Raw genomic sequence first — 16020 nt, 5'->3', positions numbered from 1 at the left:
ACGCACGAGCGCGTAGATCCGACCGACCTCGCGAACACCCTACAAACTAGCGTCGGTAGTTTTTGCCGGCCAGAGGGCGCCGGACGTCAGATGATGCCGAAAAGCATCCCTGCCGCGAGGACCACGAGGGAGGTCAGGGCCGCCCATTTCACGGTGAACCGGGTGTGGTCGCCGAACTCGACCTTGGCCATGCCGACGAGGACGTACACGGCCGGAACCAGTGGGCTCGACATGTGCAGGGCCTGGCCGACGAGGGAGGCGCGGGCGATCTCGAGCGGGGAGACCCCGTGGGCGGCACCGGCCTCGGCCAGGACCGGCAGGACGCCGAAGTAGAAGCCGTCGTTGGACATGAAATAGGTGAGCGGCAGGCTGAGCAGTCCGGTGACCAGGGCCATGTGCGGGCCCATGCCCTCGGGGATGGCGCCGACGAGCCAGTCGGCCATGTGCTTGACCATGCCGGTGCCGGTGAGGACACCGGTGAAGACGGCGGCCGCGAAGACCATGCCCGCGACGTTCAGGACGTTGTCGGCGTGGGCGGCGATCCGTGCCTTCTGGTCGGGCATGTGAGGGAAGTTGACGGTGAGGGCGAGGGCGGCGCCGAGCAGGAACAGCACCGGGATGGGCAGCAGCTCCATGATCATCGCGGTGAGGAGGGCGACGGTGACGCCCGCGTTGAACCAGTACAGGTGGGGGCGCAGGGTGGGCCGGTGCGGGTCCAGGCCCTGGAAGCCGTCCTCGGGGGTGGCGGCGTCACCGCCCCCGTGCGCGGCGGAGGCGGAAGCGGCGGCGGGGGCCGCGGCGGAACCGGCGCCCTCTCCGGAGACAGAGGCAGAGGCGGCCGTGACGGCAGAGGTGGAAACAGGGGTGGACGCGCCGGACGCACCGGGGCCGGCCGGGACCAGCTCCTCCTCGGCCGTCTCCCGCTCCACCTGGCCGGGCAGCACCAGCGTGCCGACCCTGCGGCGTTCCTTCACGCCGAGGACGTACGCCAGGACGAACACGAAGAGCAGGCCCATCGCGAGCGCCGGAATCATCGGGACGAAGATGTCGGCGGCGTCGAGCTTGAGGGCGGTGGCGGCGCGGGCCGTCGGTCCGCCCCAGGGAAGGGTGTTCATGACGCCGTTGGCCGTGGCCGCGACGCCCGTCATCACCACCAGGCTCAGGCCGAGCCGCTTGTAGAGGGGGTACATGGCCGAGACGGTGATCATGAAGGTGGTCGATCCGTCACCGTCGAGCGAGACGATCGCGGCGAGGACGGCGGTACCGACCACCACGCGCATCGGGTCCGCCTTGCAGAAGCGCAGGATGCCGCGGACGATCGGGTCGAAGAGGCCGACATCGATCATCACGCCGAAGTAGACGATGGCGAACATCAGCATGGCGGCGGTCGGTGCGAGCTTGCCGACGCCGTCGATGACGTAGTCGCCGAGGTGTGCGCCCTTCCCTGCGAACACGCAGAAGAGTGCCGGGATGAGGACGAGCGCCGCGATGGGCGACATTTTCTTCATCATGATCAGGACCAGGAACGTCGCGATCATGGCGAAGCCGAGGAAGGTCAGCATGTGGGGAAGGTAGGTGCCGCCTCCTTGCGCCAACAAGACGTCATCGCGTGAGCAATACGAGCAAAACCCCAGCTCAGGGCACCAGCTCAGGCACCACCTCAGGGCACCGGCTCAGGGCAGGGGTGTGAGCTCGACGGGGAAGCCGTTGAGCACCGCCGTGCCGGACAGCCGGTCCATGCGGGTGCCGTCGAGCAGTTGGTTGACGTTCGCGCCGGGTACCGCGGCGGCCACCGACAGCCGGGAGCCGGCCCGGTCGTGGCCCCAGCCGTGCGGAAGGCTCACCACGCCGCTACGGATGGCGTCGGTGACCTCGACGGGCACCTCCAGGCTCCCGCCGTCGGCGGTGATCCTGGCCTGCCCTCCGTCGACGAGGCCGAGCCGATCCGCGTCCTGCGGATGGACCTGAAGGGTGCAGCGGTTGGAACCTCCGGTGAGGGCCGGAACGTTGTGCAACCAGCTGTTGTTGGACCGCAGATGGCGGCGGCCCACGAGCACCAGGGCGGCGGGGCGGTCGGCGAGCGCCGCGCGCAGCCTGGGGAGTTCGCCCGCGATCGGGTCCGGGAGCAGCTCGATCCTGCCGCTGCGGGTCTTCAGCACGCCCGGAAGCCGCGGCTGCAGCGGACCGAGGTCGATGCCGTGCGGCGCCCGCAGCAGATCGTCGAGCGTCAGGTCGTACGGGCCGGTGCGCAGCATCAGGTCGAGGCGCCGCTCGGGTCCGGTACGGCCGGTCAGCAGGCGGGCGAGCTCCTGCGGGTCGCCGCCGTGGAGCGGTGAGTGGGGATCGGCGACGGCGCGGGCCAGGCCGTCGGAGATGACGCGCTCGTCGACCGCCTCCGGCGGCGCTCCGTGCAGCCCGGACACCGCGAGGATCAGGCGCGCGTGGATCTCGCACTCGTCCATGCGCCCATCGGCCAAGGGGAGGGCGGCGGGCGAGTAGCGGGCCTGGTTGCGTACGGCGAACCCGTTGAACGCGAAGTCGAAGTGCGCGCTCTGCGAGGGCGGCGGCGGTGGCAGGACGACGTGGGCGTGGCGTGAGGTCTCGTTCAGGTAGGGGTCGACCGAGACCATGAAGTCCAGCCCGGACAGCGCCCGGTCCAGCCGGTCGCCGTCAGGTGCGGACAGGACCGGGTTGGCGGCGATGGCCAGCAGGATCCGGATCCGCCCGTCGCCCCGGGTCTCGATCTCCTCGGCGAGCGCGGCCATGGGCAGCTCGCCCTTGACCTCCGGGTGGCCGGCGACCCGACTCGACCAGCGGCCGAGCGTGAACCCCTTGCCCGGTCCCGCGGGGCGCCCCGCGGGAGCCGTGGCGGAGAGCGGGAAGAGCGCTCCGCCCGGCCGGTCGAGGTTGCCGGTGAGGAGGTTCAGTACGTCGACGAGCCAGCTCGCGAGCGTGCCGAATTCGACGGTGCAGCTGCCGATCCGGGCGTAGACGGCGGCGGTGGGTGCGGCCGCGAGCTCGCGGGCGAGGGTGCGGATCTCGGCGGCGGTGAGGTCGCATGCGGGTGCGACGGCCTCAGGGGTGAAACTCCCGAGCGCGGCGCCGAGTTCCCCGATGCCGTCGCAGTGTTCCGCCGCCACGCCGGGGTCGGCGAGCTTCTCCTCGATCAGGGTGTGCGCGAGGGCGGCCAGCAGCAGGGCGTCGCTACCGGGGCGCGGCGCGAGGTGGCGGTCGGCGAGCGCGGCCGTGCGGGTACGGCGCGGGTCGACGACGACCAGGGTGCCGCCGCGGGCGCGCAGGGCCTTGAGCCGGCCCGGGAAGTCGGGGGCGGTGCACAGGGAGCCGTTGGATTCGACCGGGTTCGCCCCCAGGAGCAGCAGGAAGTCGGTCCGGTCGAGGTCGGGGACCGGGATGGCGAAGGGGTCGCCGAAGAGCAGTCCGCTGGACACGTGCTTCGGCATCTGGTCGAGGGTGCTGGCGGTGAAGAGGTTGCGGGTGCCGAGGCTCTTGAGGAGCAGGGGCGGGTAGAGGGCGCCGGCCATGGTGTGGACGTTCGGGTTGCCGAGGACGACGCCGACCGACTGGGGCCCGTACTCCTGGACCCGGGCGGGGACGGCGGCCGCGATGGCGTCGAAGGCCTCCTCCCACGTGGCCTCCCGCAAGCGGCCGTCGCGGCGGACGAGGGGGCCCCGCAACCGGTCGGGATCGGAGTCGAGGGCTCCGAACGCCGCTCCCTTGGGGCAGATGAAGCCGCGGCTGAAGACGTCCTCGCGGTCACCGCGGGCTCCGGTGACCGCACCGTCCCCCAGGGTGAGGGTGAGGCCGCACGTGGCTTCGCAGAGGGGGCAGATACGCAGGGCGGTGCGGGACATGGGCCCTCCAGGGGGCGGCGGTCTGCTGCACGGGCGCGGGCACGCGGAACGCATCGAGCATACCGACCGGTACGGATGGAGGGGAGGGGTGTGCGGGGCGGATCGGTCGGCCGGGGACGGAGGCCGGAGACGGAGACGGAAGCAGAGACGGAGGCCGGGAGGGAGGCGGTGGAACCGCCGCGGGCGTCAGTCCAGCACGCGGGCCAGGTACGCGTGCATCATGGCGCGGGTCTCGGCGACGATCCCGGGATCTCCGGCCGGGTCGGCCCGGAAGGCGAGCTGTATCAGTGCGTCGGTGGCCTCGACCGCGACGAGGACGGCCCGCTCCAAGGTGGCGTCGGGTGTCAGGGCGAGGTGCGCGGAGAGCAGTTCCGTCAGCCGGGCGGCGACCTGGTGGTTGGGGTCCGCCTCCGGCCCCTCGGCCGGTGGTGCGGGCACACCGAAGTCGACGAGCGCGAAGCCGGGAACGCTGCGCTTCATGGCCAGGTACTCGTCCAGCACCGCGTCCACGACCGGCCGCCAGTGCGTGGCCGGGAGGTCGGCGAGTCGGTCCGCGATGCCGTCGACGTAGCGGTCGAGGTTGCGGTGGGCGAGGGCGATGGCCATGGCTCGCTTGTTGCCGAAGAAGCGGTAGACGGAACCGATCGGCACGCCGGCGCGCAGGGCCACGGCACGGGTGCTGAGGTTCTCGTACCCGGTCTCGTCCAGCAGTTCGGCGCAGGCGTCGAGGATCCGGGCGAGCCGGTCGGCGCTGCGCTGCTGGATCGGCGTTCGGCGCAGGGAGTGGGCGGGAGGCACGGGGTCCATCATGCCGCTCCTCGCTTCTCGGTTCGGCGGGGGTCTCAGTTCAGCAGAAGACTGAGCCCTCCGACGGTGTAAGTGATCATCAGCGCCAGCAGCGGTAGTTGCCCGGCGACCGCTTTCGCGGGCGGGAAGAGGCGCACGGAACGGTCGTGGGCCGCGACGACGCCGAGCACGTGACCGGTGACGACGGCGATGACCTGAAGGGCGGCGAGGCCGCCGGGACCCAGGGGCGGCACGGGTTCGGGGGCGTTGTCAGTGCCGACCGCCATGCTTACTGTGCGTGGTCCTTCGACTACCAGGAGGGAGAAGTAGTGGGCGATGAGATAGCCGAGCGCGATCGGTACGAGTGAGTGCGCGAAGGCGGTCAGCGGGCCGGGGTGCGGGCCGCTGACGAGGCGGGTGGCCGCGGCGCAGAGGCAGTAGAGGGTGGCGACGAGGGCGATGGAACCGAGCAGTCCGAGGGTGGCCGTGGGGATGCGGCCGAGGGGGGAGGTCTGTATGGCGTTGATCCACGAGGGGTTGTCGGAGAAGCCGTCGTAGGCGGTGGAGCCGAGCAGGACGCAGACGGTGGCGACGAGTCCGGGCCGCTCGGGTGTCGCGTCGAGTCCGTGGAAGGGGTTACGGAGAACGAGGCGGCCGTCGCTGCGACGGCCGAGGGGGGAGAGCCGGGCCAAGAGGGTGGAGTAGGCCTCGAAGGCGTCGCCTTCGTCGAACCATCGCTCGCCGAAGCGGGCGGCGAGCAGCAGTTGGGCGGTGGCGTAGGTGGTGAGGGCGATGAGGAGGGTGGTGATGGATGCGGGATCAGGAGCGACGAGTTCGAGCCAGGTGAAGCCGAACAGTCCGGCGGCGGCGGGCCATTGGCCGAGCCGGGCGGGAAGGGGGTGGCCGGGGCCACCGCGGCGCAGGGCCCGGGAGAGCAGGCGGTGCAGGGTGCGGAGCGGGTTGAGCAGGCGCCAGACGGGGCCGAGGAGGAGGGAGGCGGGCACGAGTCCGACCCAGAGGAGGACGTAGACGGCGCCGGGGGCGGGGTTGTGCGCGGGGTCGCCGGGACCGAGGAGGAGGTGGAGCAGGACCGCCACGGCGGCGGCGAGCCCCAGGGCGCGCAGGGCGGTTCGGGTGGTCGGCGCGTCGGCCACCCGCTGGAGGGCGACGGGCAGGGCGAGGCCCGAGCGCTCCCCGCGGAAGCGGGAGGTGGACCAGAGCAGGCCGAGCGCGAGGAAGGAGACGAACAGCGCGGCGAAGGCACCGGCGAAGGCGTAGAAGGGTGAGATCGGTAGATCGTGCTGGGACCCGATCCCGTGCGCGAGCGAGGTGAGCGGATCGGCCGGGTGAAGGACCACGCCCTGGCCGTGGCCCCCCTCACCCGCGCCCGGGGCGAGGCCCGGCCCGAGCGGGCTCACCATCGGCCCACCCGGGGCGACGCCCCGCGGACGGCACGGCCCGGCCGCCCGGGGGCCACCCGGGATGCGGACCCCGCCCCGGGTCCGGCACCGTGCGTGGGTTCGGCCCCGGGCCCGGGTTCGGATCCAGGCGTGGGAGAGGGCTCGTATCCAGGCGTGGGTTCGTATCCAGGCGCGGGAGTGGGTTCGGGCGCGGGAGTGGGTTCGGGGTGGGGTGGGGTCATCGGACGAGGAGTTGGGTCAGGACGAGGCCGGACGTGTGGGTCTCGACCTCGAAGAGGCCCGTGCGGTCGGCCGTCAGGGTCAGGGTGGCCTCCTGGCCTGCCGGCAGGGCGAGTTCCTTGTCGTAGCCGTGGACGTGCAGGGTGTCCGCGCGGTCGCTCGTGACGCGCAGGGCCACGCGCTCTCCGCGCCGCAGCTCGGTGCGGGCGGGAGCCGGGCTGACCTTGCCGTCCCGGACGGTGATGGTGACCGTGCGGTCGGCCTGCTCCGGCTGCGGGGCCTGGGTCGGCGGTGGGGTGTCGCCGTGGCTGTGTCCGCCCACCTGGCCCGGGGCGGTGGCGGTGGCGTTGAGCTGGGCCGTGCCCTCGACCGGCTTGCCCGCGACCGCCCAGGCGGTGTGGTCGTCCGCGTAGAGGCGGACGGTCAGGGTGTGCGCGCCCTCGGGGACCTGTGCCGCGGGCAGGTGGAACCAGGGGCCGTACAGCCGGGCCAGCTTGCGGCCGTCGAGCTCCAGGTGCGCGTGGCCCGCGCCCGGGAGGGCGGCGCCGCCGGTGCTGTCGGGGGTGAAGCGGTAGTTCTTCACCGCCAGTTGGAGGTTCCAGCCGTCCTCCGAGTCCGGGCGGACGGTCAGCTGGACCTCCGGCGCGCCCTCGGCCGGGACCTCGCGGAATCGGTGGCCGCCGGCATCGGTGGCGGTGAGCAGGGTGCCCACGCTGCCGGATGCCTGCTCGTGGCTGGTGCCGGGCTTGTGGTGGGTGGTGGCCCGCCCACCGCAGCCCGTCGCCGCGCCGCCCGCGAGGAGCAGGGCGAGGGCGAGCAGGGCCGCGGCGCGGGCGGTTCGGCGGAGCCTGCGGACCGCACGGGGTGGCGGCGCGGCGCAGGCGTCGCAGCGGTTGTCGTCGTCGAGCGGGTCGGACCGGTGCTCGGGCCGGTCGGTCACGGCTGGCCTCCTGTGGTCGGGGCGGCCTGGGCGGGGGTCACGGCGCGGGATCCGGGGTCGTCGGGGTCGCCGGGGGTTCCGGGGCGGCCGCGCTGAGCGCCGGTGCGGGGCCGGCGGGGACCGGCTCGCGGTCGCCCGCGGGGTCGCCGCCCGGGCCGGACGGCCGGGCCGGGGTGCCCGGGCGGGCCGAGGCCACCACCGCCCACAGCACCCAGACCACGGCGACCAGGGCCCGCACCCAGGCGGGGCTCAGGGGGGTCCAGGGGATCATCAGGACGGCCTTGTCGAAGGCGTCCAGCAGGGTCAGCCCGGCCAGCAGCAGGGTCAGACGGGCCAACCAGGGGCGGCCTGCCCGCAGGGCAAGGCCGACGCCCGTCCACCACAGGCCGAGCAGGAGCAGGGCGAGCGCCGGGACGAAGGTGGCGGTCAGGGACATCGTGGAGCCGGCCACGTCCAGGACCAGGCCCGCGAGCCCGGCCAGCGAGGCCGCCGTGCCCAGCCGGGAGCCGCGCAGGCGGCGCCACCACAGGACCCCGCCGACGAGCAGCAGCACGGCGGCCACGGCCAGCGCGAGCTGGGTTTCCACCCGCTCCAGCCCGCGCGCGCCGTACCAGTCGCAGCCGGCCGGGAGTTTGCGTGCCTGGACGTTGTAGTCCGCGCAGACGAGGAGCTGGACCAGCTTGACCGGTTCGCCGACCAGCCGGGCGGACGCCCCCGAGACCTCGCCCCGGCGGTCGCCGCACTGCGGGACGGTCCCGGGGGTGGAGCCGTCGGGTCCGTCCTGCCAGCAGTTGGCGCGCCCCTGGCCGTCCCACCACACGTCCATGCCGTTGGGGCGGGCGGCCCCGGACCTGTCCTTGCCCATGACGTTCCCGGCGTACCGGTTGTGGTGAGAGGTGTCGGTCTGCTTCGACCACGCCTCCTCACCTCGGATGAAGGCGGGGACCGCGCTGAGGAAGAAGCCCGCGCGCCGGTGCCCGTACACCCAGTTGTTCTCGTACAGGTTCCAGTTGCCGCCCGCGGTGATGATGCCGGTGCCCGGCGGCATGGAGATCTGCGGGCAGACCACGCCCCGCTCGTAGCCGCGCTCGATCGGCGGTTTGGCGCAGGTGCCGTCGGCGACGTGGCGGTAGTAGTCCTGGTTGTTGTCGTGGATCAGGTTCCGCTCGAACTTGGCGTGGTTCTGCGGGAGTCCGGGGTGGCCGGGGAAGGCGCTGTCCATCGAGGCGCCGCCCATGTTCTGGTCGAACTCGTTGTCGTGCACCCACACCGAGTCGCCCGCGGTGCCGGAGTAGCCGACCATGTTGTGGTGGCTGCGGCAGCCGGTGATCTCGATGGAGTACCGGGGTACCTCGTAGCCGCGGCCGTCGTTGATGTTCGAGGCGCTGCCCGGGTAGATGCCGGAGTCGCCGTTCCCGTACGACTCGCAGTTCTTGTAGAGCCCGTGGTCACTGGCGAAGGTCAGGAAGCCGTACTCGTCGTTCCAGCGGGTCAGCACGTCGTCGATGACGAAGCCGTCGCCCGCGAGCACGTACAGCGAGTTGAAGGTGGTGCGCTGGGCGGTGAAGTTGCGGAAGTAGATGCCGTTGGACTTGTCCGCCCGGATGGCGTTCAGCTTCTGGTACTTGGCGTCGACGACCACGTCGAGCCGTGACGCGCCCGTGCCCTCGATCTGCAGGTTCGTCTTGCCGAGGATGGCGACGAGGTTCTGGTTGTGCCGGCATTGCACCTGCTGCTCGTAGGACAGGATCTGGTACCCGAGCGAGGACTGGGGGGCCTTCAGCGCGGCGCACTCCCCCGTCGGCGCGGGGAGGGAGGGCTCCTCCTCGTACAGGCCGGGGAGGATCGCGATGTTCATCCCGGGCCGGTCGACGGCGTCGACGGCCTCCTGGAGGTGTCGGTAGCCGCTCTTCTCGCACCGCTCGTACAGGGCGAGGTTGCGCTGCCTGAGCTCGTCGGGGAAGGCGGATATCCGGCGCTCGAAGGCGGGCCGGTCGGTCTTGCAGACGATCAGGTCGGGCTCGGCGGTGCGGTACTCGGGTACCGATCCGGAGCCGTCCGGGAGGGTGATCGGGCGCTCCTCGTGCGCGCTGGCGGCCGGCGCGGCGACGAGGAGGGACAGGAGGGCGAGGAGGGCGGCGAGGAGCGCCGCCGGCACGGCAGGGAACCTGCGGGTCCACGACATGCGCGTGAGAGTAGAGCAATGTTCATCTTTTGGGATCCCCCTGGACCGAATCCGCGGCCGCTCCCGGCGCTTCCGGTTCGACTTCCGGCCCCATTTCCGGTCTTTCCCGTCGATCTCGCGGCCGAGGACAGGTCCGCCGTTGACGTGCGAGCCGCGGAATCCTACTGTCGACCATAGGATTCCTTCGACGGAGCGGGAGCAGCACATGAGCGAGCAGGCCAGGAAGACGGCCGAGGCACTGGAGTACCTCACCGGCTTCGGCAACGAGCACAGCTCGGAGGCCGTCCCCGGCGCACTGCCGATCGGCCGGAACTCGCCCCAGCGCGCTCCCCTCGGCCTCTACGCCGAGCAGCTCAGCGGCAGCGCCTTCACCGAGCCCCGCACCCACAACCGCCGCTCCTGGCTCTACCGGATCCGCCCCTCGGCCGCGCACCCGCCCTTCACCCGGATCGACAACGGGGCCCTGCGTTCGGCGCCCTTCACCGAGTCCGTGGCGGACCCGAACCGGCTCCGCTGGAACCCGCTGCCCGAGCCGGCCCCCGGCACCGACTTCCTCTCCGGCCTGTGGACCCTCGGCGGCAACGGCGACGCCGCCCAGCGCGCCGGCATGGCCATCCACCTCTACGCCGCCAACGCCGACATGACCGACCGGGTGTTCAGCGACTCCGACGGCGAGCTGCTGATCGTCCCCGAGCGCGGCGGGCTGCTGCTGCGCACCGAACTGGGTCTGCTCGCCGCCCGCCCGGGCGACATGGCCCTCATCCCCCGCGGCGTCCGCTTCCGCGTCGAGCTGCTCGACGCCGACGCCCGCGGCTACGTCTGCGAGAACTACGGCCAGCCCTTCGAGCTGCCGAACCTCGGCCCGATCGGCGCCAACGGCCTCGCCGCCGCACGGGACTTCCAGGCTCCCGTGGCGGCGTACGAGGACAGCGAGCGCCCGACCGAGGTGATCAACAAGTTCTGCGGCAACCTCTGGTCCGCCACCTACGACCACTCCCCGCTCGACGTGGTCGCCTGGCACGGCAGCCACGTCCCGTACGTGTACGACATGCGCCGCTTCAACGTCCTGGGCTCGATCAGCTACGACCACCCCGACCCGTCGATCTTCACCGTCCTGACCTCGCCCTCCGACACCCCGGGGCTGGCGGGCGTGGACTTCGTGGTCTTCGCCCCTCGCTGGCTGGTCGGCGAGGACACCTTCCGTCCGCCCTACTTCCACCGCAACGTGATGAGCGAGTACATGGGCCTCATCGAGGGGGCCTACGACGCCAAGGCCGAGGGATTCGTCCCCGGCGGCGGCTCGCTCCACAACATGATGTCCGCGCACGGACCCGACCACGAGACCTTCGAGCGGGCGAGTGCGGCCGAGCTGAAGCCGCAGAAGATCGACGACGGCCTGGCCTTCATGTTCGAGACCCGCTGGCCGATCACCGCCACCGCGCAGGCGGCAGGCGCGGATCACCTCCAGCGCGGGTACGACGACGTGTGGCAGGGTCTGCAGCGCCACTTCCGCGCCTGACCTGCACTGCATACGCTGCATCCGCCGTACCCTGCACGCGCCGTACGGTGCGTGCGCCGCACGTCACCCCTGTCCAGCCCTTCGGAGATCCACCCGTGACCGCCTTCGCCCCCGACTCGCTGGTACTGAACCGGAAGCTGCCGCTCTGGTACCAGGTGTCGCAGTCACTGCGCGCCTCGATACTGGGGCGCACCCCGGACGCCTCGTTGCGCCTGCCCACCGAGGAGCAGCTGGCCGGGCACTACGGGGTGAGCGTGCTGACCATGCGGCAGGCGCTCAAGGAGCTGGAGGGTGAGGGGCTGATCAGCCGGCACCGGCGGCGCGGCACCTTCATCGAGCCGGGCGCCCTGCGCAGCACCCCGGTCCGGCTGCTGGGCTCGGTCGACGCGATCGTGGCCCAGCAGTCGGGCGACCGTACGACGATCCTCGGGCACGGTCGCACCGCCGTGTCCGGGGAGCTGCTGGAGCACTTCCCCGGCACGGCCGAGGTGGTCACCTACCGCCGCCTGCGCCACGACCGGGAGAGCGGGGAGCCGACCAACTGGGCGGAGAACGCGGTCCTCCCGGAGTTCGCCGAGGCGGTGGACCTCGCCGATCTCGAACGCTGGCCTATGACGAAGGTCCTGCGGGACATCGTGGGGGTGCGCATCAGCCGGATCACGGACACCGTGGAGGCCCGGCTGGCCGACCCGGAGACGGCCGAGCTGCTCCAGGTGCCGCTGCTGAGCCCGATCCTGCACTACACGGGCGTGACCTACGACGAGGACGGCCGGGTGGTGGACGTGGCCCGGATCCGCTACCGCGGCGACCGGTTCTCCTTCACGGTGACGGTCGACGCGCACTGACGACCCTCGGGCGGCCCCGGGACGTCCTGCGACGCCCGGGGACGGTCCGGCGGGCCCCGTCGCGGTCCAGCGATCCCTGTCGGCCCTGCGGCCGTGTCGGCCCTGCGGCCGTGTCGGCCCTGCGGGCCTGTCGGTGCTGCACGCCCTGTCGGTGCTGCGGCGCCGCGCGCCTACTTCTCGTCGTCCTCCCTGGTGCGTTCGCCCTCCGCCTGGGACGGCGTGGTCCGCATCGTGTGGGGGTGCTGGAGCTGCTTGCGCTGGGCCTCGTCCATGTCCTCGTCGAGGCGCTCGCCCTCGGCCTGTGACGGGGTCGTGTATTCGTCGTACTGGCTCATGACCGCCTCCTCAGCCTCCTCGGTCGAAACCGTACGAATGCGTATACAAGGAGCCTAGCTCGCCGGCCTGGACGCAGCCCGGCCATCGGATCCCGTCGCTACCATCGGCGGCGTGAGCGATGACGTACCGCTGCTCGATGATCTGATGCCCTGGTCCGTGGGCGGCCTGCGCCTGGGCCGGGACTGGGTGGCCGCACCCGATCCGGCGGCCCTGCGCGCCCGCTGGGCCACCCTGGCCGGCTCCGAAGGCGCCGAGCGGGAGCGGCTCTTCCGCCCGAGCCGCAGCCGTCGACCCGACGCCGGGGCGGCCGCCCTGCCCGGGCAGCGGTCGGCGGCCACGGCCCGTTTCACCGACGACCCGGGGCCCTGCCCCGACCCCGTACGGGTGCTCCGCGAGCCCTTCGACGAGCAGTGGCTCCTGCCCGACCAGCGGCTCATCGACGCGGCCCGCCCCGAGCTCTGGCGTGTCCGGGACGAGCACCAGCTGTTCCTCGCCCTGACCCCGGATCCGCTGGTCACCGCACACCTCCCGGTCGGCCGCCTCGGCCGGATCCGCCCCCTGCACCGGCGCCCCGGCGGCGCCGAGCCGAATCTCGCGCCCGGCCTGCTGCCCCTGCTGGACGCGCTCCACGGCGGCCCGGTCACCCCCGAGGACGTCCTGTCCTGGATCCTCGTGGCGGGCCGCCCGGCTCCGCGCGGGTACGAGGTCCCGCTCGCCGCCGATCCCGAGCACTGGCGGGCCGGGCTGGAGCTGGGGCACCGGCTGCTGGGCGTGCAGCTGCGCGGGGCCCGCGGCGGCGAACCGCCCCGGCTGCCCGGCGGGCGCCGGCCGTACGTCCGCTCGGCGGTCACGGGCTGGCCGCGCGAGCTCGCGTACGACGCCGGGAGCGAGACGCTGGGCCTCGGGAGCGGGACGGTCTCCCCCGTACCCGCCGGGGCCTGGGAGTACGAGGCGCAGGGCGTGCGGGTGCTGCCGGCCTGGTTCGCCGCCCGCACCGCGCACCGGGGCCCGGACACCGAGGGCCTGGCGGCGCTGGGGCCGGCCGAGTGGCCGCAGAGCTGGACCTCGGAGCTGCTCGCCCTGGTGACCACGTTGGCACTGCTGGCGGAACTGGCCCCGGAGCGGGCCGCGTTCGATATCGGTCCGGAGCTGTCGACCGAGGCGCTGCGCATGGCCGGGGTGCTACCGCCGCCGGCCGGGGCCCGGCGCCCGGCGTCCGTGCTGGACCACCAGGAGGAAGGCCCGGGCGGGCAGTTCGCCCTCCTCTGAGGAGGACCACCGCCCGCGACGACCTTCCTCCGAGGACGGTGGGCGGGCGGTCTACGCCCCCCAGGCCCCCAGCAGCCGGGTCATCGAGCGGTCGAAGACCGTGTCCATGTCGAGCCCGGCCCCGGGGACCGGACCGCCGGCGACGAGGGCCGCCGCCAGTCGCGGATACTCCCCGGTGGCCAGCCGGGAGCCGAGCCAGGCCGTCCGTACGCGCTGTTCCTCCGCCTCGTCCCAGGGCAGCGTCCGGGCCCGTTCGGCCATGGCCGACTCGCCGGCCACGAAGGTCGCGACGGTGCCGTTGACGGCGGCGATCAGCTCCAGCTTCTCGCCGTCCGGTACGTCGAGCGGGGCCAGGCAGTCCAGGCTGTACTCCAGGTAGCGCAGGGCGTTCGGGCCGAAGCCGTAGACGGGGTTCAGCAGGCGCGGCAGCCAGGGATGGCGGTGCATCAGCGCGCGTGTCCCACGGGCCAGCGCGAGCAGGTCGGCCCGCCAGTCGCCGGTCGGCGGCGGGAACGCGTACTCCCCGCTGACCGCGTCGACCATCAGCTCGTACAGGTCCTCCTTGCGCGGCACGTAGTTGTAGAGGGACATCGTCCCGGCGCCGATCCCGGCCGCCACGCGCCGCATGGAGACGGCATCGATCCCCTCCTCGTCGGCGATCCGCACCGCCTCGGACGCGATGGACTCGCGGCTGTGCGCGGGCCTGGGGCCGCGGCCGGCCCGCTGGGGGCGGGACCAGATCACTTCGGGTTCAGCGGGTCGCCCGCCGGCTGTCATGGCTCAGATCACCTCGTCGTCTCCCCACCATCTTAGTTACGTACGCCGTACGTAGTGAGGTACGGTGGCACATATGACGACTACGTACGCTGTACTTAGTGAAGGCCTGGAGAAGAACTACGGGGAGGTCCACGCCCTGCGCGGCCTCGACCTCGCCGTCCCCGAGGGCACGGTCTGCGGCCTCCTCGGGCCCAACGGCGCGGGCAAGACCACCGCCGTCCGGATCCTCACCACCCTGACCGCCCCCACCGGCGGCCGCGCCCTCGTCGCCGGTCACGACGTCACCCGGGATCCCGCGGCCGTCCGCCGCGCGATCGGCGTCACCGGCCAGTACGCCTCCGTCGACGGGGACCTGACCGGCCGTGAGAACCTCCGGCTCTTCGCGCGGCTGGCCGGACTGCGGGGACGCGCGGGCCGGGCCCGCGCCGACGAGCTGCTGGAGCGCTTCGGACTCGGCGAGGCCGCCGACCGGCCGGCCGCCACCTGGTCGGGCGGTATGAAGCGGCGCCTGGACCTGGCCGCCGGCCTGGTCACCCGCCCGCGGGTGCTGTTCCTCGACGAGCCCACCACCGGCCTGGACCCGGCGGCCCGCGAGCAGATCTGGGCGGCGGTGCGGGAACTCGCCGAGAAGGGCTCCGAGGGCACCACGGTGCTGCTCACGACCCAGTACCTGGAGGAGGCCGACCGGCTGGCCGGCCAGATCGTGGTCGTCGACCGCGGCCGGGTCGCCGCCACCGGCACTCCGGCCCGGCTGAAGGCCCGGATCGGCGCCCGCGCCGAGGTCACCGTCGCCGAGCCCGGGGCGCTCGCGCGCGCCGCGGCCGTCCTCGACCGGCTCACCGGCGGCCGGCCCGTGCTCGACGAGCGGGAACTGACCGTCGGCGTCACCGTCCTCGACGCCGACCTCACCCTGCCGCGGATCATCCGGGAGCTCGACACCGCCGGGGTCCCGGTCACGGACGCCGGCCTGCGCCCGCCGACCCTCGACGAGGTGTTCCTGCGCCTCACCCGACCCCGCGGCACCGCCGTCGAGGCCGCCACCGCCGATCAGGAGTACGCCGCATGAGCACCCTGCTGTCCGACGGCGGAGCCGTCCTCACCAGCCGGCTCCAGAAGGCGCGGCACGCCCCGGCGTTGCTGGTCCTCACCCAGACGATGCCGATCACCATGCTGCTGTTCTTCGGCTACGTCTTCGGCAGCGCGCTCGCCATGCCGGGCGCGGAGTACCGGGAGTTCCTGGTCCCCGGGCTGCTGGCCGCCACCGCCGCGAACGGCCTGATGACCGGCATGTTCACGGCCGCGCAGGACGCCCACCGCGGGGTGATGGACCGGTTCCGGACCCTGCCGATGAGCCGCACCGCCGTACCGCTCGGGCAGACGGCCGCCGACCTGCTGACCACCGGCGTGTCGATGGTGCCGCTGATGCTGGTGGGGCTGGCGATGGGCTGGCGCATCGAGAACGGCCTGTCCGGCGCGCTCGGCGCCCTCGGCGTGCTGCTGTTGTTCCGCTTCGCCACCGCGTGGGTGGGCACGTACCTCGGCCTGCTGAGCAGCAGCGAGGAGGCGGCCGGCCAGCTCGGCAGCGCCACCTTCGTCCTGCCGATGCTCTCCAGCGCGTACCTGCCGACCGCGGGGCTGCCCGGGTGGCTGCGCGCGGTCGCCGAGTGGAACCCGATCAGCGCGGTCGCCACCGCCGTGCGCGAACTGTGCGGGAACGCCGGGGGCGCGGCCGAGGCCGGCGCCGCCTGGCCCGCCGCCCATCCCGTCGCGGGGGCGCTGCTGTGGTCGGGCGTGCTGCTCGCGCTGTTCGTGCCGTTGGCCACGCGCAGGTTCGCACGCGGCCGGTAGTGA

General features: G+C 73.1%; 13 protein-coding genes. 5 read left to right on the top strand and 8 right to left on the bottom strand.

Annotation, left to right across the window (positions count from 1 at the left end):
* Positions 1-86: 86 nt before the first annotated feature.
* From ACWG52_RS29150 to ACWG52_RS29125, 6 genes are all read right to left on the bottom strand, one after another.
* Positions 87-1562, bottom strand: a complete 1476-nt coding sequence (locus ACWG52_RS29150; protein ID WP_390166429.1) for a CitMHS family transporter — start codon at positions 1560-1562, stop codon at positions 87-89.
* Between the two features lie 111 nt (positions 1563-1673).
* Positions 1674-3872 (bottom strand): molybdopterin oxidoreductase family protein, encoded by a 2199-nt coding sequence (locus ACWG52_RS29145; RefSeq protein ID WP_389814431.1) that lies wholly within the window; start codon positions 3870-3872, stop codon positions 1674-1676.
* Positions 3873-4058: 186 nt separating this feature from the next.
* Entirely contained in the window at positions 4059-4679 is a 621-nt protein-coding gene (locus tag ACWG52_RS29140; RefSeq protein WP_109780963.1) for a TetR/AcrR family transcriptional regulator, read from the bottom strand.
* Between the two features lie 35 nt (positions 4680-4714).
* On the bottom strand, positions 4715-6016 hold the full coding sequence (locus ACWG52_RS29135; RefSeq protein WP_390140974.1) for a hypothetical protein: 1302 nt from the start codon (positions 6014-6016) through the stop codon (positions 4715-4717).
* A 280-nt stretch (positions 6017-6296) separates the two neighbouring features.
* Entirely contained in the window at positions 6297-7118 is an 822-nt protein-coding gene (locus tag ACWG52_RS29130) for a cupredoxin domain-containing protein (protein ID WP_389814575.1), read from the bottom strand.
* Positions 7119-7275: 157 nt separating this feature from the next.
* On the bottom strand, positions 7276-9423 hold the full coding sequence (locus ACWG52_RS29125; protein WP_389814428.1) for a right-handed parallel beta-helix repeat-containing protein: 2148 nt from the start codon (positions 9421-9423) through the stop codon (positions 7276-7278).
* Positions 9424-9628: 205 nt separating this feature from the next.
* Here ACWG52_RS29125 and hmgA point away from each other — a divergent pair, with 205 nt between their 5' ends.
* The gene (gene hmgA / locus ACWG52_RS29120; RefSeq protein WP_161290146.1) at positions 9629-10942 is read left to right on the top strand and encodes a homogentisate 1,2-dioxygenase; all 1314 of its coding nucleotides are present in this window, start codon (positions 9629-9631) and stop codon (positions 10940-10942) included.
* A gap of 95 nt (positions 10943-11037) precedes the next feature.
* A complete protein-coding gene (locus ACWG52_RS29115; RefSeq protein ID WP_030723202.1) occupies positions 11038-11787 on the top strand; it encodes a GntR family transcriptional regulator in 750 nt (249 codons plus the stop codon).
* Positions 11788-11957: 170 nt separating this feature from the next.
* On the opposite strand, the gene ACWG52_RS29110 is transcribed toward ACWG52_RS29115, so the two are convergent.
* Positions 11958-12122 (bottom strand): hypothetical protein, encoded by a 165-nt coding sequence (locus tag ACWG52_RS29110; protein ID WP_181382635.1) that lies wholly within the window; start codon positions 12120-12122, stop codon positions 11958-11960.
* Between the two features lie 145 nt (positions 12123-12267).
* Between ACWG52_RS29110 and ACWG52_RS29105 the strand changes: the two genes are divergently transcribed.
* Entirely contained in the window at positions 12268-13392 is a 1125-nt protein-coding gene (locus ACWG52_RS29105; RefSeq protein ID WP_389814573.1) for a type ISP restriction/modification enzyme, read from the top strand.
* A gap of 51 nt (positions 13393-13443) precedes the next feature.
* Here ACWG52_RS29105 and ACWG52_RS29100 read toward each other — a convergent pair whose 3' ends face one another.
* Positions 13444-14169 carry a TetR/AcrR family transcriptional regulator gene (locus ACWG52_RS29100; protein WP_390140939.1) on the bottom strand — a complete coding sequence of 242 codons (726 nt, stop codon included), beginning with the start codon at positions 14167-14169 and terminating at the stop codon, positions 13444-13446.
* Positions 14170-14242: 73 nt separating this feature from the next.
* Between ACWG52_RS29100 and ACWG52_RS29095 the strand changes: the two genes are divergently transcribed.
* Positions 14243-15235, top strand: a complete 993-nt coding sequence (locus ACWG52_RS29095; protein ID WP_390140936.1) for an ATP-binding cassette domain-containing protein — start codon at positions 14243-14245, stop codon at positions 15233-15235.
* Positions 15232-16017, top strand: a complete 786-nt coding sequence (locus ACWG52_RS29090; RefSeq protein WP_389814418.1) for an ABC transporter permease — start codon at positions 15232-15234, stop codon at positions 16015-16017. Before ACWG52_RS29095 ends, ACWG52_RS29090 begins: the two co-directional genes overlap by 4 nt.
* The last annotated feature ends 3 nt before the right edge of the window (positions 16018-16020 follow it).

The sequence above is a fragment of the Streptomyces sp. CLCI03 genome (genome assembly GCF_053615355.1).
The sequence above is the reverse complement of the archived record's forward strand: the minus strand, read 5'-3'. Positions and strand labels throughout refer to the sequence as shown.